This is a genomic window from Paenarthrobacter nicotinovorans, from assembly GCF_021919345.1.
GTDB classification, from domain to species: Bacteria; Actinomycetota; Actinomycetes; order Actinomycetales; family Micrococcaceae; genus Arthrobacter; species Arthrobacter nicotinovorans.
On record NZ_CP089293.1, the window covers coordinates 725,323 to 746,313 of the forward strand.

General features: G+C 64.3%; 19 protein-coding genes and 1 riboswitch. Of the genes, 4 read left to right on the top strand and 15 right to left on the bottom strand.

Features of this window, described 5'->3' with window-relative positions; genetic code table 11:
• Positions 1–159: 159 nt before the first annotated feature.
• The 3 genes from JMY29_RS03570 to JMY29_RS03580 form a co-directional block, all read right to left on the bottom strand.
• Positions 160–1,017 carry an aggregation-promoting factor C-terminal-like domain-containing protein gene (locus tag JMY29_RS03570; RefSeq protein WP_079581546.1) on the bottom strand — a complete coding sequence of 286 codons (858 nt, stop codon included), beginning with the start codon at positions 1,015–1,017 and terminating at the stop codon, positions 160–162.
• 5 nt (positions 1,018–1,022) lie between these two features.
• Positions 1,023–1,184: riboswitch (cyclic di-AMP (ydaO/yuaA leader) on the bottom strand.
• 132 nt (positions 1,185–1,316) lie between these two features.
• On the bottom strand, positions 1,317–2,816 hold the full coding sequence (locus JMY29_RS03575; protein WP_039239705.1) for a sensor histidine kinase: 1,500 nt from the start codon (positions 2,814–2,816) through the stop codon (positions 1,317–1,319).
• A gap of 3 nt (positions 2,817–2,819) precedes the next feature.
• Positions 2,820–3,560, bottom strand: a complete 741-nt coding sequence (locus tag JMY29_RS03580) for a response regulator transcription factor (protein ID WP_189076133.1) — start codon at positions 3,558–3,560, stop codon at positions 2,820–2,822.
• 661 nt (positions 3,561–4,221) lie between these two features.
• Between JMY29_RS03580 and JMY29_RS03585 the strand changes: the two genes are divergently transcribed.
• Together JMY29_RS03585 and JMY29_RS03590 are read left to right on the top strand one after the other, a co-directional pair.
• Positions 4,222–5,088 carry a winged helix-turn-helix domain-containing protein gene (locus JMY29_RS03585; RefSeq protein ID WP_018777965.1) on the top strand — a complete coding sequence of 289 codons (867 nt, stop codon included), beginning with the start codon at positions 4,222–4,224 and terminating at the stop codon, positions 5,086–5,088.
• 103 nt (positions 5,089–5,191) lie between these two features.
• Positions 5,192–5,716: a SixA phosphatase family protein gene (locus JMY29_RS03590; protein ID WP_079581544.1), complete on the top strand. Its 525-nt coding sequence runs from the start codon at positions 5,192–5,194 to the stop codon at positions 5,714–5,716.
• 6 nt (positions 5,717–5,722) lie between these two features.
• Here JMY29_RS03590 and JMY29_RS03595 read toward each other — a convergent pair whose 3' ends face one another.
• On the bottom strand, positions 5,723–6,634 hold the full coding sequence (locus tag JMY29_RS03595) for a LysR family transcriptional regulator (protein WP_189076132.1): 912 nt from the start codon (positions 6,632–6,634) through the stop codon (positions 5,723–5,725).
• 72 nt (positions 6,635–6,706) lie between these two features.
• Between JMY29_RS03595 and JMY29_RS03600 the strand changes: the two genes are divergently transcribed.
• Positions 6,707–7,618: an EamA family transporter gene (locus JMY29_RS03600; protein ID WP_018777962.1), complete on the top strand. Its 912-nt coding sequence runs from the start codon at positions 6,707–6,709 to the stop codon at positions 7,616–7,618.
• Positions 7,619–7,661: 43 nt separating this feature from the next.
• Here JMY29_RS03600 and JMY29_RS03605 read toward each other — a convergent pair whose 3' ends face one another.
• The 5 genes from JMY29_RS03605 to JMY29_RS03625 form a co-directional block, all read right to left on the bottom strand.
• Entirely contained in the window at positions 7,662–8,285 is a 624-nt protein-coding gene (locus JMY29_RS03605) for a hypothetical protein (protein ID WP_229778624.1), read from the bottom strand.
• 141 nt (positions 8,286–8,426) lie between these two features.
• Positions 8,427–9,059, bottom strand: a complete 633-nt coding sequence (locus JMY29_RS03610) for a TetR/AcrR family transcriptional regulator (protein ID WP_018777961.1) — start codon at positions 9,057–9,059, stop codon at positions 8,427–8,429.
• Positions 9,056–11,092 (bottom strand): YhgE/Pip domain-containing protein, encoded by a 2,037-nt coding sequence (locus JMY29_RS03615; RefSeq protein WP_018777960.1) that lies wholly within the window; start codon positions 11,090–11,092, stop codon positions 9,056–9,058. The genes JMY29_RS03610 and JMY29_RS03615 overlap by 4 nt, the downstream gene beginning before the upstream one ends.
• On the bottom strand, positions 11,089–11,874 hold the full coding sequence (locus JMY29_RS03620; protein ID WP_189076130.1) for a P-loop NTPase family protein: 786 nt from the start codon (positions 11,872–11,874) through the stop codon (positions 11,089–11,091). The genes JMY29_RS03615 and JMY29_RS03620 overlap by 4 nt, the downstream gene beginning before the upstream one ends.
• 70 nt (positions 11,875–11,944) lie before the next feature.
• Entirely contained in the window at positions 11,945–13,402 is a 1,458-nt protein-coding gene (locus JMY29_RS03625) for a dihydrolipoyl dehydrogenase family protein (protein WP_189076129.1), read from the bottom strand.
• A gap of 110 nt (positions 13,403–13,512) precedes the next feature.
• Between JMY29_RS03625 and JMY29_RS03630 the strand changes: the two genes are divergently transcribed.
• Complete coding sequence (locus JMY29_RS03630; RefSeq protein WP_055973198.1) at positions 13,513–14,382, top strand: sulfurtransferase; 870 nt, start codon at positions 13,513–13,515, stop codon at positions 14,380–14,382.
• 60 nt (positions 14,383–14,442) lie between these two features.
• Here the strand turns inward: JMY29_RS03630 and JMY29_RS03635 are convergent, their stop codons facing one another.
• Genes JMY29_RS03635 through JMY29_RS03660 form a run of 6 tightly spaced genes read right to left on the bottom strand, consistent with a single transcriptional unit; the run spans position 14,443 to position 20,914 of the window.
• Entirely contained in the window at positions 14,443–15,129 is a 687-nt protein-coding gene (locus tag JMY29_RS03635) for an N-acetylmannosamine-6-phosphate 2-epimerase (protein ID WP_189076128.1), read from the bottom strand.
• A gap of 10 nt (positions 15,130–15,139) precedes the next feature.
• Entirely contained in the window at positions 15,140–16,120 is a 981-nt protein-coding gene (locus tag JMY29_RS03640; RefSeq protein ID WP_189076127.1) for an ROK family protein, read from the bottom strand.
• A 6-nt stretch (positions 16,121–16,126) separates the two neighbouring features.
• On the bottom strand, positions 16,127–17,044 hold the full coding sequence (locus tag JMY29_RS03645) for a dihydrodipicolinate synthase family protein (protein ID WP_018777954.1): 918 nt from the start codon (positions 17,042–17,044) through the stop codon (positions 16,127–16,129).
• Positions 17,045–17,081: 37 nt separating this feature from the next.
• Entirely contained in the window at positions 17,082–17,888 is an 807-nt protein-coding gene (locus JMY29_RS03650; RefSeq protein WP_018777953.1) for an ABC transporter ATP-binding protein, read from the bottom strand.
• Positions 17,885–20,005: a dipeptide/oligopeptide/nickel ABC transporter permease/ATP-binding protein gene (locus JMY29_RS03655; protein WP_064722627.1), complete on the bottom strand. Its 2,121-nt coding sequence runs from the start codon at positions 20,003–20,005 to the stop codon at positions 17,885–17,887. Before JMY29_RS03655 ends, JMY29_RS03650 begins: the two co-directional genes overlap by 4 nt.
• Before the next feature lie 3 nt (positions 20,006–20,008).
• A complete protein-coding gene (locus tag JMY29_RS03660) occupies positions 20,009–20,914 on the bottom strand; it encodes an ABC transporter permease (protein ID WP_018777951.1) in 906 nt (301 codons plus the stop codon).
• Between the last annotated feature and the right edge of the window lie 77 nt (positions 20,915–20,991).

Genomic DNA, 20,991 nt, shown 5'->3' on the forward strand with positions numbered 1-20,991 from the left:
AGGATCAGATTATGAACCCTTTAGGCGGAAGCTGTGACACTACTGTGAGCCCCGGCAAGCACCTGTGAAAACGAAAGAAGCCGCCCCGGTTCCCGCCATCCGCTCCAGTAAGAACTGAGGCAAACGGCGGAAGCCGGGGCGGCAATCAAACAGCTTGGCTTAGTACCAGTTGTTGGCCAAGTGGAAGGCCAGGGCAGCTGACGGGGATCCGTAGCGTTCCTTGATGTAGTTCAGGCCCCACTTGATCTGGGTCTGGTAGTTGGTCTGCCAGTCAGCGCCGGCAGAAGCCATCTTGCCGGCCGGAAGGGACTGGACAATGCCGTAGGCGCCGCTGGAGGCGTTGGTGGCAGTGGTCTTCCAGTTGGATTCCTTCTCCCACAGCGTGTTCAGTGCCGTCATTTCGGCGGCGCTCCAGCCGTAGCTGCCCAGAATGCTGGCGGCGTAGGCCTTGGCAGCAGCGGGGTCATCCACAGCCTTGGGAGCAGCTGCGGCGGCTGCGGCTTCTGCGGCGGCGGCAGCAGCGGCGTCGGCTGCCTGCTTTGCGGCAGCGTCAGCGGCGGCCTTTTCTGCGGCAGCCTTTTCTGCGGCGGCCTGGTCGGCTGCTGCTTGCGCGGCGGCCGCCTGATCTGCAGCGGCTTTATCGGCGGCGGCTTTGTCAGCTGCGGCCTTGTCGGCGGCGGCTTTGTCAGCTGCGGCCTTGTCGGCGGCAGCCTTCTCAGCTGCGGCCTTCTTGGCTGCTGCGGCTTCCTCAGCGGCCTTGTTGTTGCTGGCCTCGGCGGCGGTCCGGGCTTCGGCCACGCGGCTTGCCTCAGGGAGAGTAAGAGCTGCGTTGGCGGCGGTTCCGAGCGATGCAACGCCCAGTGCAGCGGCGATAACGCCGGCTACTACGGACATGCGTGCACCGGACTTGCCGTCACGGGCTGCCTTCTTGAGGACTGACTGCGACTTGGTCGACGGGTTGTCGTTATGGTCGCGGTGACGCGCGGAAGGGCGCGTCTGATCGTTGAATTCAGACATGTGTGATTACCTCTCAGCGCCTGCGGAGTTAGCTGTCGGGTTCGGATGAGGTCATCCGGCCGCGCATCACGCTGCGGCTTCACCCCAAGGGCCGGCAATAAATGCCTGGGCCCGGAGACTCTGGGTCCCCCGTCTCTGCCTCGGAGAAAGTACGGACTCCGGGAAGTGGCAGAGCTCGGCGCATCCCGGATGTGGGCCAGTTGGGGCGACCCACCCTTTCGACGGTACAGGAGGTTTCTGCTGAAGTCACATTTAGGTAACAGAGATCACGACGACGGTGAGTCGCCTTGCCGGGATCGTTACAGTTGTCCGCCGCTCACGGTTGGAAGCCTCACGGCGAACTCCGTACGACCCGGACGGGAGGTCACTTCGACGCTTCCACCATGCGCTTCAACTATGGATTCCACGATCGACAGGCCCAGCCCCGACGTCCCTTCAGACCCCGACCGCGCTGCGTCGGCCCGGGCAAAGCGGGAGAAGATCCGGCCTTGGAAATCGTCCGGAATGCCGGGCCCGTTGTCCGTCACGGTCACCACTGCACTGCCGTCGGCCGAGAGCATCACGCCGGTGACAACCGTAGTTCCGGGATCTGTGTGCTTCCTGGCGTTCGAGAGCAGATTGGCCAGCACCTGGTGGAGCTGCGTGGCATCGCCGCGGACGGTGATGGGTTCATCGGGCAACGAGAGCTGCCAAATGTGGTCCGGGGCCATGACCTTCTCGTCGCTCACTGTCTCAACCACAAGCTGGGTCAGGTCCACATCGGTGACCTTGACCGGTTGGCCTTCATCCAGCCGTGCAAGCAACAGGAGGTCCTCCACCAGCGTGGTCATGCGCTCGGACTGGCTTTGGACCCTGGCCAGCGACTTCCTGCCGTCGTCCGTGAAGTTTTCGGTCATCCGCAGCAACTCGGTGTAGCCGCGGATGGCGGTCAGCGGCGTACGCAGTTCATGCGAGGCGTCGGCGACGAACTGCCGCACCTTGGTTTCGCTTTCCTGCCGGGCCTCCAGCGCGCTGGATACGTTGTTCAGCATCTGATTCAGGGCGTAGCCGACGCTCCCTACTTCAGTGCCGGGATGGGAGGCCGACGCCGGGACCCGCACCGCAAGTGCCACCTCGCCGGCGTCGAGAGGGAGGCGTGAAACCTTGGTGGCGACTTCGGAGAGCTGCTCAAGCGGCCGCATGGTTCGCCGGATAATCACCGTGCCAACCAGGCCGATCACCACCAGGCCACCCAGCGATACCAGCACCATGGTCCAGACCAGGGACGCCTCGGCGGTCTGCTTGTCCGCCAGCGGCAGACCCGTCACGATCACGTCGTCGTAGTTTGTTGTCACGGCCACCAGACGGTAGTCGCCGTTGGACAGGGAACGGTCCACAGGGCGGCTGTCCCGGGGGAGTGTCAGAAGTACCTGCTCGTCAGCGTCCGAAAGGGAGACCCTCTTGCCCTGGGCGTCGATCAGGCCTGAACTCCGAACAGTTGATCCGTCGATCCGGGCGTTCAGCGTCCCGGCGGCCTGGCCGCGGGCCTCCAGCGGATCCGGCCTCCCGGACGGTGCGTTCGGAAAGCTCGACGGCGGCCTGCCGAACTCGTTCGCGCGGCTGGAGGCCTGTTGAAGCTGCTGGTCCAGTTGCTTGTTGAACACCGCGTCCATGGAAGCGTAGCTGACGATTCCGACGGCGCTGCAGATTGCTACCAGCAAGGCCATGGCTACCAGCACCAGGCGGGTGCGCAAATGCCAGGTGGAGGGATTGAGCCAGCTGCGCCGGGAGCTCCTGGCAACTCCTGAAAGGGTGCCCAATGCCTAGTCCGCGGGTTTGATGACGTAGCCGGCACCACGGATGGTGTGGATCATGGGTGGGTGGTTCGCCTCGATCTTCTTGCGGAGATACGAAATGTAGAGCTCCACGATGTTGGCCTGGCCGCCGAAGTCGTAGTCCCAGACGCGGTCCAGGATCTGGGCCTTGCTGACGACGCGCTTGGGATTTTCCATGAGGTAACGCAGTAGTTCGAACTGCGTGGCGGTGAGGGTGATGTCTTCACCGGCCCTGGTCACCTCGCGGGTATCCACGTTCAAGGTCAGGTCTCCCACCACCAGTTCGGCGGTGTCCATGGCAGCGACGCCGGAACGCTGGACCAGCCGGTGGAGGCGGAGCAGTACTTCCTCCATGCTGAAGGGCTTGGTGACGTAGTCGTCGCCCCCGGCTGCCAGGCCCACAATGCGGTCCTGGACGGCGTCTTTTGCGGTGAGGAACAGGGCGGGAACTTCCGGGGCGAAAGCACGGATGCGGTTGAGGGCCTCGACGCCGTCGAATCCGGGCAGCATGACATCGAGCACCAGCACGTCGGGCCGGAATTCTTTGGCAAGCTTCACCGCCACGGGACCGTCTGCGGCCACAGCTACGGACCAGCCGGCCATGCGGAGGCCCATGCTCATGAGTTCGGCAAGGCTGGGTTCGTCGTCGACCACCAGTGCACGGATGGGGGACCCGTCAGGATGGGTGAGCTGGGGAAGGTTGTTGGTCATGGAGTGCGAGGAGGCCATGGGACAACTCTCTGTTCTGCTGGTTTGCCAGCGCTTTGCCGGTCCTGTGAAGACGCTGTGAACTCAACACTAGCGAGGTGGGACCCGGCCCGGGGTGGCACTTGGTCCTGAAACGGAGGACGATTTCGCCGTCTCTACCAGATTCCGGACAAAAAATTCGAGAAGTTGCCGGCCGACGATTGGACAACAAGTGTTTCAGAACGTGAGATTCCGAATCAGCTGCGATCGCGAACACGAGAGTGCGAATCATGCCCGATCAGCCGAAGAAAATTCACTGGAAGGCTAATATTTCTTCCTCGCAACGAATGAAATGGCGTTCATTTTAGGGGTCCACGGAATTGTGATTTGCAGCACAATAGACCTCTACGTCTCAAAATGTGGACGGTTCGGCGCTTTGTTACTTGCGTGTTGCCATTGTTACGTTGCACACTTCCAATGTGAACAAGAACTCAACAGCACCTGCAGCCGCAGCAACCTGGTCCAGCACACCCGCTGGCCATGATGACCGCTGTTGTCGAATGCAAGCCTAACTTTCCACCCCAAGAAGTTTCAGGCATTCGCCCCCTAGCCCAGCGTTGGGCGCCCCTCCCCAAACTCATTGCGGGGACATTCAGCATTCGAAGCCGCGATGACGGCTATTCACTTTTGAGGTAAGCACTCCATGTCAGTTGCATCTGGATACGTCCACATCTCCGTCCGTAACGCCAACAAGGCCGCGTCGAACGCAGGGCTCCGCCCCGGTTTCGGCAACCGCCCCGGCTACGCCCCCGCCCAGCAAGGCGCCGGCCAGCAGGCTCCCGGGTACGTGCCGCAGGGCTACAACCCCAACTCCTACGGCCAGTTGCGTGCAGTACCTGCCGCCGAGCCGGCACCCATGACTGCGCCCACGCCGGTGATCGCCCAGTCGGACAGGCTGCGCCCCGTCGCCAACGACAACGTGGCCCGCGGTTTCGTGCTCTACATGGGTATTGACGAAGAGACCGCAGCTGCGGCTGGAACCTCCATTGCCAAGTTGGCCCAGGAAATCCGTGCCTACGCGCAGTCCTTGGTGACCGGTGCCGAGAGCTACGCGGCAGTGGCCGTCGCTCCCGCCGGGGCACCCGGGTCCGCGCTCGACGTCGTGCGTTCCACCTTCGGTGACCCCACCGTAGCCTCCCGCCAGCGTGCGGAAGCGGCACGTCCGGCTCCGCAGCAGGAAGCCCGCCCCTCAGGCGTGCTGATCGATCTTGCCCGTCGCGAAGTGCACCTGGATGGCGAGTCGTTGAACCTGACGTTCAAGGAGTTCGAGCTTCTCAACTACCTCGTCGAAAACGGCACCCGCACCGTGGGCCGCGACGAGCTGCTGGAAGGCCTGTGGCGCAACGCCGAAGAGGTGCCGAACGAGCGCACCATCGACGTCCACATCCGCCGCCTCCGCTCCAAGCTGGGCCGCCTGGCGAACACCGTGCGTACCGTCCGTGGACAGGGTTACCGCTTCTACGAGCACCCCGAGGTCATCGTCTGGGCCGCTCCGGAATACTCGATCTAATCTTTTGACTGCGAAAGCGTCCGCCCTCCAGGGCGGGCGCTTTCGCGTTGTCCGGCCAGTGAGCATTGGCCTCCACGGTCAAGGGGAGGGATAGGGTTGATCTATGAGTGACCATCACATCAAGCGGCTTGTGATCATGCGCCATGCCAAGGCCGACTGGCCCACGGGTGTGCCGGATCATGAGCGTCCACTGGAGGAACGCGGACACCGCGAGGCGCCGCTGGCCGGCAAGTGGTTGCTCGAAAACGGTGTTGTTCCGGACTTCATCCTCTGTTCCTCGGCCCTGAGGACGCGCCAGACCTGTACCTGGGTGTGCGACGAGCTCGGGGAGAAGGCGCCCACGCCCAAACTTGAGGACGGCCTGTATTCCGCCTCGGCCAACCGCATGCTGACGGTCATCAACCACGTGCCGGACACGGTGACAACGCTCATGGTTATCTCGCACATGCCGGGGGTGCAGGATCTTGCCATGCACCTGGCCTCCCGGGATTCGGATCACGACGCCTACATGGAGGCCGCCACCCGCTACCCAACCAGCGCGTTGACGGTCATGGAAACGGAAAAGTCCTGGGCTGAGCTCGACGGGCAGGATGCGCGGCTGACGCACTTCACGGTGCCCCGCCACTAGCTGCTGCTATGCGGTCAACTCCTCCGCGGCCACTTCACGCAGCAGGCGGACAACGTGCCGGATGTTGGGGCTGGCAGTCATGGTCTTCCTGTACACGATTCCCACGGATCGCTGCTGGGCAGGCCTGACCACGGGAATGGCCACCACGCCGGGCGGCAGGGTAGGCCTGCCCAGGCGGGGGACCAGCGCAATCGCCACCCCCTGTTCGACCATGGCGATGTGGGTAGAGAAATCGGGATCGTAAACGCGAATGTCCGGGACGCGGCCCAGTCCGGCGAAGATCTGCAAAAGAGCCTCATTGCAGATGGCTCCTGCCGGGGTGCTGATCCACGTCTCGTCCAGCAGGTCCTCACGCTCGACGGCGGTACGCGCCGCAAGCGGGTGCGTGCTGTTGACCAGGACATCGGCCTGGTCGACACACAGGTCCTCGTGCACGACGTTATCCGGTATCACCAGCGGAACGGAGTTCCAGTTGTGGACCACCGCCAGTTCGGCTTCGCCTGACGCCACGCGCTGCACAGCTTCACGCGGATCCTCCGCCAGGACGGTGATGTCCAGCGCGGAATGTGCGGCTGCCATTCGTCCGAGGACCGGTCCCACCAGGCCCCGGCAGGCTGTGGAGAAAGCCACCAGCCGCAGCAGCCCTGACGGTTTGGCGGGATCGGCCAGGAGGGTTGCCTGGAGTTCCTCAAGTTCGCCCATGATCCGCCGGCCGTACCCTGCCAGCGCCAGCCCCCGCTCAGTCAGCAGCACTCCACGGCCGTTCCGCTCCAGGACGGCCACGCCTGTCTGCTTCTCCAATTTCTTGATCTGCTGGGAAACCGCTGAGGGGCTGTAGCCCATGACGTCCGAGGCGGCCACTACGGAACCGTGCTGTTCCACGGCGACCAATGCGCGCAAAGCCGAGATATCGATCATGAAGCAAATCTACTTGGTTTGTTGCTGAATTCAACGCTGGTGCTTCAAGGAAAAGGGCGTCAGAGTGTACTTGTGAACCTTCGCCACTCCTTCCTTGCCGTGCTTGTCGCCGTCCTCTGGGGCATCAACTTCGTCGCAATCGACCTCGGACTCCACACGAACGGCCGGGACGTCCCGCCGCTGCTCTTCGTGGCCATGCGCTTCCTCCTGGTGGTCTTTCCTTTCATCTTCTTCATCCGGAAACCGGACGTCGGCTGGAAGGCGATTATCGGCGTCGGGCTCTTCATGAGTGCCGGGCAGTTCGGTCTGCTGTACCTCGGCATGGCGCTGGGGATGCCTGCAGGTCTGGCGTCCCTGGTACTGCAGGCGCAGGTGCTGTTTACGGTGCTGCTCGCCGCGCGTTTCCTTGGCGAAAAGCCAAGCCGGAGGCAACTGGTCGGCGTGGCGCTCGGTATCGCAGGCTTGGCCGTCGTGGCGCTGGGACGCAGTGCCGTGGCGCCCGTGCTGCCGCTCATGATTGTGCTCGCAGCCGCGTTGTCCTGGGCCGTGGGGAACGTGGTGGCGCGTCATTCCAAAGCTGCATCGGGCCTGGGGCTGGTGGTGTGGTCCGGCGCTGTGGTGCCGCTGCCGTTGGCCGGGTTGTCGCTGCTGGTGGACGGGCCCGGGGTCGTGTGGGGCACGCTCACGGATCTGCAGCCGGCCACCGTCCTGAGCGCGGTCTACACGGCGGTGTTTGCCTCGTTGGTGGGTTACGGCATCTGGAACCGGCTGTTGTCGCTGTACCCGAGCTCCGACGTCGTGCCTTTTACGCTGCTGGTTCCGGTGGTGGGCATGACGGCTGCGTGGCTGGTCCTGAACGAAATTCCCACGCCCGCCGAAGTCATGGGTGGCCTGATCCTGCTACTCGGCGTCGCGACGGCGGTGCTGGGAATCCCAAGGAAGCGCCCGGACGTTCCCGTTGTGGGGCCCGCTCTGCGCGTCTAAACCTGGCGTAAGCGCGTAGAGCGGGCCTCGCAACGCAGGGGCGTTAGCGTTTGGGCGCTGCCTTGCGTTGGTTTGGAGCGTTCGACGCCGGCCGCATGGCTGCCGTGGTCGGCGTCCGGGATGGTGCGGGGCGCTTAGGGGCAGCCGGCTTTGCAGTGCCCGCGGGGCGTTGGGCCGGCGCAACCGGACGCTTGGACTGCGTCGCCTGGCGGGTAGTTGGCGTGCGCGCTGCCGGCCGTTTCCTTGCCGCAGGGACGGGCCGTTTCGCGGGAGCTGCAGCCCGCGAACCAAACGAAGGCACCACGGCTCCGAGGAACATGACGGCCAGTGTTCCCACCCCGGCGGCCACCGCTAAGTAGAAATAGATGTCGGAGTCCTTGGTGCTCACCGCACTGCCCAAAGCGTTGGCATCCTGGGTGAACGCGATGCCCCACATCCGCAGGAAGGCGATGCTGCAGCCGATGAACAGGCTCGTTCCGATGGCGCCGAGCAGGATCACAAAGTACCGCCGCCGGTTGAAGACCTGGACCAGGGACGCCAGGTAGCAAAGCAGCACGCTGCCCAGGAACAGGTACAGCACCAATTCCTCGAGCACGACGGCTGCCATGACCAAGAGTCCCAGGGACACAAAGGCGGCCACCACCGCAAGCTTCCCGCTGTTCCCCATGTGACGCATGAGGTTAATCATCGCCGACCATGTGGCCGCGCCACGCCGTCGTACATTGCAGTTGCATACCGTTGCGGGGCCTGCTGAGCAGGCTATGAGCGCGTCATGCCACGCAGACCGGGCCTCACAACGTGCTTGAAGCTACTTGATCACGTAGCCGTGCATGATGGTCATCACTGCGGCCACGCTTTGCTCGCGGGTCCGCTCCGGGTTGTACGTTTGCCGGTCCAGGCCCACCACGAAGATGGCCCCGAAGATGGCTGCTTCCAGGCTGCCTCGGACAATGCTCTGGTCAACCTTGTAGCCGGCGGCGACGCGCTCAACTGCGGAACCGATCACGGCCAGCAGCTCTGCGCGGAGTTCGGTGAACACAGCGCTCCACTCGCCGGGTGTCCGCCAGTTTTCGCTGACCCACAGCCGGGCGAAGGACGGGTAGTCGTCCATGAATTCCATGGCCTGTGCCACCATGTTCTTCATGGATTCCAGCGGATCACTGCTTTGCCCCTGGACGTCCTGGAGCCTGACCAGCATGATGTCCACGCCGTGCCGCAGGAGCTGCGCGATCAGGTCCGACTTGCTGCCGAAGTTGTAATACACAGTCCCCTTGGACACTCCTGCGGCGGCCGCGATCTCGTCAACCGTCACTCCCGCTGCACCACGTTCGCCGATCAGCTCCATGGACGCTTCGAACAGGCGCTGCTTGGTGGCGTTGGTGCGACCCGGGCGCAGTTTCTTTCCGGTATCGCCGGAATCGGATGGCTGGGTGGTGCTCATACTGCGATCTCCGGCTTCAGGGTTTTCAGGGTCCACATCTTGTGCTTGCGGACTGCCAGCGTTGACAGCGCCGCTCCGAGCAAAGTGTATCCAAGCAGGCCCAGAACTGTCGGCCAGATCATGCTGAGTTCACCGCCATAGATCAGGTGCCGCATGCCAGTGACGACGTAACCCATGGGCAGGACCTCATGCACCACATGAAGCGGCATGGGGGTGGTCTGCCAGGGGAAGGTACCACCGGAGGAGACCAGCTGCAGGACCAGCAGGATCAGCACAACGAACTTGCCGGGCGTACCCATCAGCGCCACGATGCCCTGGATGATGGCACTGAACGCCATCACCGCGGCCAGCATGAACAGCCACATCCCGATCGGATGGGCCGGATTCAAGCCAAGTCCGAGGTCCACCACCAGGGTGAGGATGGTGGCCTGCAGCACCGAGACCACGAAGAACGGCAGCCAGCCTCCGACGGCGATTTTCCAGGCGGGGGCGTTCGACGCCAGGGCCCGCTGGGTGATGGGCCGCATGGCCTGGACCAGCATGAAGACACCGATCCACAGGGCCAAGGTCAGGAAGAAGGGCGCCAATCCAGCGCCGTAGGAACCTGCCTTCGCCTGGGAGACGTTGTTCACCGAAACGGGGTCGGCGATGACCTTGGAGACGTTGCTCTTTTGTTCATCGTTCGGGTTGGGGATCTCACCCGCACCCTTGGCGAGCTCCGTGGCCAGCGTGTGCGAGCCATCGGAAGCGGTCACTGCACCACTGGCAAGTTGTCCCGCGCCGTCGTCCAGTTGGCGGGCGCCGTCGTCGAGCTTTACTGCGCCGTCCAAAGCGGTCTGCTGGCCGGCGGCCAGGGTTGCTGCGCCGGAATTCAGCTGCCCGGCACCAGCCGCAGCCTGCGAGATGGCATCGGTCAGCGTCGGCGTGGCGCCGGCAAGCTTCTGGGCGCCGGCGCTCACTGCTGCCGAACCGTCCGAGAGCTGCTGGATCTTGGCCGCATCACCGGAGATCTTCGCCTTGGCATCGGTGACCGGGCTGGATGCTGCGGCGGCATCGAAATCTGCCAGGACCTTATCGGCCTGCTCCTGTGTCAGCACGCCCGCCGTGACGAGCCGTGCGTTCGACTCCACCACGCGGTTGCGCAGGCCCTTGTCGGCGGCGTCCAACTGTCCGACGACCTCCTGGACCTTGGCGTTCAGCTCCGCATTTCCAGCGGCCACCTGGGCTGCACCGTCCGCGAGTTTCTGCGAATCGGCAGGCAAAGTGGCGGTTTTGTTCTTCAATTCCGTGAGGCCGGAACTCAGCTGGCCGGCACCCGTGTTCAGTTGCACGGCGCCATCCCGCAGCTGGGTTTGACCGGACACGAGCTGATCCGCGCCGGTGACCAGCTGGCCGGTGCCCGTGTGGAGGGTCGCGGCGCCGTCGCTGAGTTTTCCGACGCCCGTGGCCAGCTCGGACGCGCCGTCGGCTGCCTTCACGATCGACGCGTGAATGGTGCCGAAACCGGTGAGGAGCTGGTTGGCCGTTTCCTCGCCTACTTCCTTGGCCACCGTCGAGTGCACGGCAGTGGTGAGTTTGTCCACGATGGTGCTCAGGAGGTAGTTGTTGGCGTCGTTGGTGGTGACGTGCAGCATGGCCTGGTTTGCGGCGTCGAAGCTGCCGGGCGAGACCAGGTTTGCTGAGAAATCCTTGGGGATACGCAATGCGAAGGCGTATTCGCCCGTCCGGACGCCGGCGTCGGCTTCCTCCGCGCTGGAGACCTGCTTCCAGTTGAAGACATGGCCTTCTTCCAGGCTGTCGGCCACCTTCTTGCCGGCCTGCAGCTCGGTGCCGTCCTTCGACGTCGCTCCGGTATCTTCGACCACCAAGGCAGCGTCGATCTGGTTCAGGTTGCCGTACGGATCCCAGTTCGCGTACAGGTACACCGCGCCGTACAGCAACGGAACCATGGTCAGGGCGAGGATGGTCAGCTTGGGCAGGAGCCCGCCGGTCATGCGCTTGAGTTCGGAGCGGGCAAGCCGCAGAACAGTCACTTTGCAGTCCTTTGGAGGTTTTCGGTTTCAGGTTCTTCGGTCACGTCCGGCGTTGCGCCGGCGGCGTGCTTGGCTTTGGGTTCGACGACGGCCGGTTCGACGACGGCGGCCGGCTCGGCCGCTGCCGGCGCGGGCTCCGCTTCCGGTTCAGGGGGATGGGTCACTGAGTTGCCGATCACGGCTGCGGCGCCCGTCCAGTTGTCCGGGAGGGCACCGACGACGGCGACGACGGCAAGCGGCCGCCCGGCGTCGGACGCCAATGCCTGGAGCCGGGGCAACCAGGTCTCAGGATCCGCGCTGTGTCGGTCGGGGGAGTCGATGACCAGGAGGTCCGTGGCAGGGTCTGCCAGGGCGAGGGCCGTCAGCAGTTCAAGGCGTCGGCCGGCGGGAAGTTGTTCGATCCAGAGGCCGGCGATGTCCTCGAAGCTGTTCACTTTGAGCCAGGGTTTGCTCAGCAGCGCACCGCGGTAGCGTCGCGGGATAAGGGAAAGGTCTTCGGTGACGAGGTCGCGGACGCTGAGGTGCTGCTCCGGTTCGTTGACTCCGGGGGAGTCCACCAGGGCGCTGGCAAGCCTGATCTTCTTTGTTTTGGTGGTGTTGTCCCAGCTGAGGACGCCGTTGCTGGGCTTCATGCGGCCGCTCAGGGCCAAAGCGAGGGCGGTCCGCTGGTCCTGGCCTTCCCCTGCAACCAGGAGGAGTTCGCCGCGGTGCACCTGGAGCGAGGTTGCCGGGAGGAGATCGTCCCGGCGGCCGTTGATCTGGAGTTGCTGTACGGACAGCACAATGAAGCCTTTCGCAGAACTGTTGTCTGTTGAAAGTCTAACTGAACTGACTGGTCAGTTCAAATAAGAATCAGAGGCCGTACTTTTCCATAAGCCGCAGCCATACCTCGCTGATGGTCGGATACGACGGAACCGCATGCCAGAGCCGGTCAAGCGGCACTTCCCCAACGATGGCGATCGTCGCCGAATGGAGGAGTTCGGCGACGCCGGGACCTGCGAACGTCGCTCCCAGGATCACCTTCCTGTCCTCATCCACCACAATCTGGGCCCACCCCTTGTAGTCCGGCGAGTACAGCTGTGAGCCGCTGACGTTGATGGGAAGTTCGACCCCCGTAACGTTCTTGCCCTGCAGGAGTGCCTGCTCAAGGCCCTGACCCACGGACGCAACCTCGGGGTCGGTGAAGACGACGCTGGGCACCGCGTGATCATTGGCGGTATGCGCCCAGGGGCTCCAAGGCTGCGGACTGCCTTTCAGTTCGCCCTTGGCCCGGGCCACGATGGCGTCCCCCGTTGCCCTCGCTTCGTATTTGCCTTGGTGTGTCAGGAGCACCTTCCCGGCAGCGTCTCCGGCGGCATAGAGCCACGGTGCGTTGCTTTCGCCGCCGGATGGGCCCTCGACGAGCCCGCTGGCATCCGTCGTGAGCCGGAGCGGTTTGCCGTCCCCGGCTTCAAGGCCCACGCTTTCCAAGCCCAGGTTGGCCAGGGCGGGATGCCGTCCTGAGGCGACCAGCAGCTGGTCGGCAACGAGTGTCTTGCCGTCGAGCACCACGGTGATGGAACCGTCGTCGTTCTTCTCCACCTTGTGGACGTCGCTATGGAGGTGGACCGCGACGCCATCGGCGCGAAGGCCGGCCAGGACCAGGTTCGCTGCTTCCTCCGCATAGCTGCTCAGCAGCCGCCCGCGCGCCACCAGCGTGACATTGGAACCCAAGCGGGCGAATGCCTGGGCCAGTTCGACGCCGGCCACGCCACCGCCGAGGACGACGAACCGCTTCGGAACTTCCTTGGCTGCTGTGGCCTCCCTGGTGGTCCAGAAAGGTACGTCCTGCAGGCCTTCGATACCCGGGACGGTGGGCTTCGAGCCGGTGGCGACCACTACGGCGTGGTGTGCCTTGAGGGCGTAGCTGTTGCCGTCAAGCCCATCCACGTGAACCTCGCGGTGGCCGGTTATCCGGCCGCGCCCGCGAATCAGGTCAATGCCGGCGCTATCCAGCCATTCAACCTGGCTGCCATCCTGCCAATTGTTGGTGAACCAGTCCCGGTGCTTCAAAGCTGCGTTGGCATCAATAGTTCCGGTAACGGCCTCCGTCGCACCCGGAATTCCCTGGGCGGCATGGAGGACGCTGCCGGGGCGGAGAAGTGCCTTGGAGGGGATGCAGGCCCAATACGAGCATTCGCCGCCAACCAATTCGCTTTCAATGATTACTGCCGAGAGGCCGCCCCGAACCACCCGGTCCGCCACGTTTTCCCCAACGGCGCCTGCGCCGATCACTATTACGTCGTATTCGCGGGAGCTCTCGGCAGTCATGGGGAAAGCCTACAACCGCTCCGCTGGCGTTGTGAGGGCAGGAGCCTTGCATTGTCCATATATTGATATCCGTATCTCAAAATATGGATTGATTGATTAGGCTGCCGAACATGAACGAACACCTGAGGCCTTTTGTTGATTGGAAGTGGTGTGCGGGGCGCCTTGAGGGCATCGTCCTGGCGGACGCCCGATGGTATCTCGACGGCTCGTCCGGGCGGGACGAGTACCTGCGCGGGCATCTCCCTGGCGCGGTGTTCATCGATCTGGACCGCTGGCTATCCGGTCCGGCGTCCCCTGAGGCCGGGCGGAACCCGCTGCCCGATCCCGAAGTGTTCGCCGAGGGGATGCGGGCCGCCGGTATCAATGACGCGGACACAGTAGTTGCCTACGACGACGCCGGTGGAGTCATCGCGGCCAGGCTCGTGTGGATGCTCAGGTCGACGGGACACAAGGCAGCGGTCCTGCAGGGAGGGATGGACTCCCATCCAGGCCGACTCACCGATGAAACCGCGCCAAGGCCGCGAGGGAACTTCACGGCCCGGGCATGGCCGGCGGGCTATCTCGCCGATATCTCGGACGCTGCTTCCGGGAGGTACGTGACGGTGGATGCCAGGAACCGTGACCGTTTCGAGGGCAAACAGGACCCCATCGATCCTCGTCCGGGCCACATTCCCGGAGCCGTCAACGTCCCTTGCCGCGGCAACCTCGACCCTTCCGGGCAGTTGCTGCCCGAACTCCGGATCCGTGCAAACTTCGAACGGGCAGGCATCAAGTCCGCGGACAACACCCTTTCCTACTGCGGCTCCGGGGTGACTGCCTGCCACAACCTGCTGATGATGGAGCACCTGGGAATGGGCCGCGGCAAGCTGTTTGTCGGCGGGTGGTCCCAGTACGGACAGGCGCTGGACAGGCCGGTGGAGACGTCCTGGGGACAGGTTCGTGGAGATTCTGCTGGATCATCGCCGTCCCGAGCGGGGTAACCCACGCCATGCGGGGCACACACAGGGTGGGTCCACGGAATGATCCAGCAGAAAATGCAGCTACGCGTGCATCGCACCCTTGAACCAGCCCGTGATGCTGGCCGGGTGGGTGATGGCGGTCCCGACAACCACGGCGAAGGCGCCGGCGTCGAGGGCTTGGCGGGCCTGGGTGGGGGTGTGGATGCGGCCCTCGGCTATCAAGGGCTTTCCCAAGCCGGCAGAAGCGATCCGTTCCAGGAGCTCCAGGTCCGGCCCGTCGGTCTTGGGGCGCTCGCCGGTGTAGCCGGCCAAGGTGGTCCCGATCAGGTCCGCGCCCGCCTCAACGGCGGCGACGGCGTCGTCGAACGAACCGCAATCAGCCATGACCAAAGCATGGGATTCCGCATGGATTCCGGCAAGGGTCCCGGCGAGGGAAAGCCCATCCGGTCGGGAACGCCGTGTCCCGTCAATGGCTACAACGTGTGCGCCGGCATTGGCCACAGCGAGGGCGTGCCGCAGTGTGGGAGTGATGAAGACACCGTCGTGTCCGTCCTTCCACAGGCCTATGACAGGGACCTCGACGGCGGTGCGCGTGAACTGCACGTCGGCCAACCCCTGGACACGGATCGCCGCAGCCCCGCCGATCACGGCCGAGGCGGCCACCTGCCCGGTGGTCCGGGGATCGCGCATGGGCTCACCCGGGTAGGCCTGGCAGGAGACGATCAGTTGGGCACGGAGGCCTTCGAGGCCTGCTGGAGTGAGGATCAAGATGTCTTCCTTACTGAAGGACGAGTTTCGCAGCACCAACAATGGCAGCGCTGTTGCCGAGGGTTGCCCGGACTACCGGCACGGAAAGCAGCGGCGAGAGCAGTTCCCGGCGCAAGGCGATCTCCATGGGCGTCCACCAGAGGTCGCCCGCGTCGGCAACGCCGCCGGAGACCACGACGGTTTCAGGGTCCAGGATATTGATGAGGCCACCGACGGCTTGCCCGGCGGCGGCAGCGCCGAGTTCAACGGCTTGGGCCGCGGCGAGAGTGCTCGCGGTGGCTGCGTCGGCGTTGCTGTCAGGTTCGGCCAGCGCGAACACGCCACGGGTGTCAGCGGCATCCAGGGCAGAACCCCCCAAGCGGAGGTAGGACTCGTGGATGGCAGGTCCGGAAGCGATCGCCTCCACGTGCCCGGCAGAGCCACAGACGCAGGCCAGGGGAACGCCGTCGAACGTGGCGTAAGGCGAAGCGAAGTGCCCTACATGCCCGCCGACAAACCGGTGGCCAAGAACAGGGGTGCCGTCCAGGACAAAGCTGCCTCCGACGCCGGTCCCGAAGGCCACCATGAGGGAACTCGACGATCCCGCGGCGGCACCCAGCCAGGCTTCGCCGAGGGCATGGGCGTGGACGTCGTTGACGGCACGCACGTCCAGGCCGAGGCGCGCGGACAAGCCGGCGGCAAGCGCCGTCCCAGCCCAGCCGAGGATGGCATCCGTTGCCGACACCACGGTCCCTGAAGCGGCGTCGATAACCCCTGCGGAGCCGACACCGACGCCGGACACGGTATGTCCGGCGTCGGCAGCGCGCTCCACCAAGCCCGCGATCAGCGCAGAGGTGGCGTCGAGGATCGCTTCACCACCTGCCCGGTTCAACGTCGGAATGGTCTCCGACATCAGCACAACACCAGTGGAGTCAACAACCCCGGCAGCGGTTTTGGTGCCGCCGAGGTCAACGCCGATCACGTGGGTCGCTTGGGCTAGGGGAGCGGTCATGAATGCTTAGACCAGCCCGTTCCGTTCAAGGATTTCGCGGATCGCAGCAGTCTCGGATTCATTCAGGGACAGCATGGGCGAGCTCATGGTGTTGGACTCGATCACGCCCATCACCTGCAGCGCGGTCTTGAAGGCACCCAGGCCGGCGGCACCGCCGGAGACGCGTCCGTTGGGGGTGTAGACGATCTCGAAGACGTCGGCCAAGCGGTCCTGCTCGCGGGCCGCACCTGCCCAGTCGCCTGCTTGCGCGGCGTCGAACAGGCGGCGGTAGCCTGCCGGGTCAACGTTGCCCAGGCCCGGAACAACGCCCTGCGCGCCGCCTAGAAGGGCGCCGTCCACCACAACTTCGTGACCGGTGAAGATGTCGAAGTCGGGGATGTCCTTGGCTGCGAGGAGCAGCTGGCGGAAGGAAACGTCGTCGCCCGAGGAATCCTTGACACCGGCAATGACGCCGTCACGGCCGAGGCGGACCAGGAGGTCGGTGGGCAGCTTGAAATGCGTGCGGACGGGGACGTCGTAAGCGAAAATCGGCTTGTCGATGGCGGCGTGGATGCTGCGGAAGTGCGTTTCGGTTTCCGCTGCGTTGCCGATTGCGTAGTACATGGAGGTGACTACGATCGCGTCAGCGCCCAGGTCAACCACCTTGCGCGCTTCTTCGATCACGCGGTTGGTGGTCTGCTCGTTGGCGCCCACGATCAGCGGAACCGCGCCGGCGTTGGCGTCGGCGATGGTGGAGACCACCAGCTCACGCTCGTCGTTGCTGAGGTACGGGACTTCGCCGGAGGAGCCCAGGACGAAGAGGCCGGACACACCGCCGTCGATCAGGTGCTTGGTGACGTTCTTCAGCGACGCGGTGTCGATGCTGCCGTCAGCGTGGCGGGGGGTGATGACCGGGGGGATGACGCCCTGGAACTGAGTGGACACAGAATTCTCCGTTGTTTGTAACTTGTGAAGGGAAAAACTAGATGTGAAGCAAGCTCGGCGCGGCACCCAGCAGCTTCTTGGTGTAGTCGTTGCTCGGGTTGTCGAAGACCTGCGCGGCTGTGCCCTGTTCGACGATCTTGCCGAAGTACATGACGCAGATGCGGTCCGAGACGTACCGGACGGTTTGGATGTCGTGCGAAATGAAAACCATGCCGAGGTTCAGCTGGGTCTTCAGGTCGGACAGCAGGTTCAGAACCTGCGCACGGACTGAAACGTCCAAGGCCGACGTCGGCTCATCCGCCACGATGATGTCCGGGTCCAGGGCCAGTGCGCGGGCGATCGCCACACGCTGGCGCTGGCCGCCGGAAACCTGCGACGGCGTTACTTCGGCTGCCGATTGCGGCAAGCCAACCAGCGCCAACAGTTCCTTGACCTTGGCGGCGCGTGATGACGCGTTACCGATGCCGTGGATCTGCAAAGGATCCGTGAGGATGTCCTGGATGGTCATGCGCGGGTTCAGTGCCGTTGCCGGGTCCTGGAAGACCACGGAGACGGAGCGGCCGAACTGCTTGCGCATGGCGGCGTTCCGTTTGATGGCAGGCTTTCCGTGGAACATGACCTGGCCCGACGTCGGCGGCTGCAGTCCCACGAGCACTGACGCGAGCGTGGACTTGCCGCAGCCGGACTCACCGACGATGCCCACGGTTTCGCCGCGGCTGATGGTGAAGTCCACGCCGTCCACGGCTTTGACGATGTTCGGCCGGAACAGACCACCGGTCCGTGCGTGGTGGTAGACCTTGACGTCCTTGAGTTCGATGACCGGCTTGCCGGTTGACTCGCTCATTTCGCGTCCTCCTTCAAGTGGCTGGCCCAGTAGTGGTCGGCATCGTCACCGTTTGCGGAGTCAACCGAAGAAACCGTGGTGAGGACCAGCTTCTGGTGGGGATCGGCGTCGGGTCGCAGTGAGCGGGCCGCGAAGCGGTCGCCCGTTGCGAAGTCCCGGGGCGACGGGACGGTGCCGGGAATCTGGTGCAGCCGGACGGCGTCGGCTTCGATGGAAAGGACGGCGCCCAGCAGACCCCGGGTGTACTCGTGTTTGGGGTTCTGCAGGAGTTCGGAGGCTCGTGCGGATTCCACCACCTGGCCGGCGTACATCACCGTGATGCGATGCGCCAAGGAAGCCACCAGCGCGAGGTCGTGGCTGACGAATACCATCGCGAAGCCGAGCTGTTCGCGCAGTTCGTTGAGGAGATCCACAACCTGCTTCTGGACGGTGACATCCAAGGCTGTCGTGGGCTCGTCGGCAACCACGATCTTCGGCGAACGGGACAGGGCCATGGCGATCAGCACACGCTGACGCTGGCCGCCGGAGAGCTCGTGCGGGTAGCTGGCGAGGGTCCGGACAGGGTCCAGTTTCACCATTTCAAGGAGCTCGGTGGGCGTCTTCCGTCCGCCGCGTTTGGTGAGCTGCTCCAGCTGGTCCTTGATCTTCATGGACGGGTTCAGGGAGCTCAGGGCGTCCTGGTAGACCATGGCAATCTGCTCACCGCGGAGGCCCTCGTACGCCTTGGGATTGCTGTGCTGCGTCTTGGCGTCCAGGAGTTCCTTACCGTCGAACATGATGGAACCGGTGACCTGGGCTGTTTTGGGAAGAAGGCCCATGACGGCCAGCGAGGTGATGGACTTGCCGCAACCGGATTCGCCCACCAGGCCCATCGTTTCGCCTTCGCGGACGGTGAAGGACACGTTGTCCACGATCGCGATGTCGCCGAAGCGGCCCGGGAAGCGGATGGACAGGTTCTTCACCTCAAGGACGTTGCGTGCGCCGGCCGCAACCTGGGGGAGGCGGTCGGTGCGCTTCGCTTCGATGGCTGCGAGCAGTTCCAGCTCACGGTCCAGCAGGAGGTGTGGATTCGCGGCAGCGAGTCGGACGTCGGTGAGCACGGCTGAAGTGGCCACATCAGAAGCGGATCCGTCACCGGAAGCCGCAAGGACGCCGTCGAGCTCATGTTCCTCAACCACCGAAGGCTGGGCAACTGAGGTTGCCACCTCAGTGTCAACGGCCACAACTGCGGCGGATCCGTCGTCGTCCTTTACTACGGGCGCACGGCGGAGTTTCGGGTTCACCATCGCATCCGTGAGGCCCTCGGCGAGGATGTTCAGGGACAGAACTGTCAGGAGGATGGTCAGGCCGGCGAAGGTGGTGGCCCACCAGCCGCCGGACAGCACTAGATTGCGTCCGTAGGAGATCACGTTGCCCCAGGACGGGGCGGGATCCTGCACACCGGCGCCGAGGAAGGACAGGGAAGCTTCCAGGATGATGGCGTCTGCCACCATGACCGTAGCGAACACCAGCACCGGAGCGGCGGTGTTGCGGACGATGTGCTTGACCAGGATGTAGAAGCGTCCGGCACCGATCACCCGTTCGGCTCGGACGTAGTCTTCGCCGTACTGTGCCAGCACGTTGGCGCGGACCACGCGGGCCAACTGCGGGGTGTAGATGATGGCGATCGCGATGATGATGGTCGGGACCGAGTTGCCGAATGCTGCCAGCAGCACGGCGGCCAGGGCGATGCCCGGGAACGCCATGAGGATGTCCATGAGCCGCATGATGATTTCATTCACGGACTTGCTGGAGGTCGCCGCGAAGGAGCCCAGGAGAGCGCCGGCGAGGATGGCCAGAGCCACCGCACCGAGGCCGATCATCAGCGACGATTGTGCGCCGAACAGGAGCCGGGAGAAGATGTCGCGGCCTAGGCGGTCGGTACCGAAGAAGTGCTCGGCGCCGGGCGGGGTGGCTGGAATGAAGGTTTCCAGCGGATCGTGCGGGGCAATGACCGGCGCGAAGACCGCGGCCAGGACAATCACGATGAGGAAGAGCAGGGCGATACGGGAGCCCCAGGGCAGGGCCTTGAAACGAATGCCCGGGGCACTTAGCCGTTCTGCGAGCTTGCTGCGCATGAGCTATACCGTCCTGATTCGGGGGTTGATGAGCAGGTAAAGAAGGTCCACCACGATGTTCACCAGAACGAAGGTGACGGAGATGGTGAGCACCACGCCCTGGACCAGGTTGACGTCCAGGTTGGTGATGCCGTTGAGGATCAGCTGTCCCATGCCGGGCAGGGCGAAGATCATTTCAATCACGACGGCGCCGCCCAGCAGGTAGCCGACGCGCAGTCCCAGCACGGTCACCGGGGTGACGAGTGCGTTGCGGAGGACGTTCTTGGAGACGACCTCACGGTAGGGGACACCATTGCCGATGGCGGTGCGGACGTAGTCGCGGTCCAGTTCTTCCACCATCGAGGTGCGGACCACGCGGATCAGCGAGGCGGACACGGGAATGCCGAGGGCGAGGGCCGGGAGGGCCATCGAGTTGAGCCAACCGCCGAAGCCGGATTCCGGCGTCGCAATTCCGCCCGAGGGGAACATCGGGTTCTCGCCGAGCGCGAACCACTGGATGAGCAGGATGCCCAACCAGAACGACGGCGTGGCGATCGCGGCGATGGAGAAGACGCGGACCAACTGGTCCTGCCACTTGTCGCGGTAGAGCGCGCCGAGGATGCCGAACGCCAGCGAGAGCACGATGGCGATGAGGACGCCCAGGAAAGTGAGCTGGAGCGTCAGTGGGAAAGCCGAGCCGATCATGGAAGCCACGGACTTGGCCGGCGGGGTGGTGGTGCCAAGGTCGAACTGCAGGAGCTTGCCGAGGAATCGGAAGTACTGCAGGACCAGGGGATCGTTGAGGCCATTGTCCTGGCGGTACTGCTGCTTCGCTTCTTCGCTGGCGCCGTCACCGAGGGCGGAGCTTGCCTGGTCTCCGGGAGCGGCCTGCAGGACGAGGAAGACGAGCAACGTGATGCCCAGGATCATCAATGGCAATGCTGCAAGCCTGCGGCCAAGCAGACGCAATATCGTGACCAATTTGTTCTCCGGTTGGTTGGTGGTGC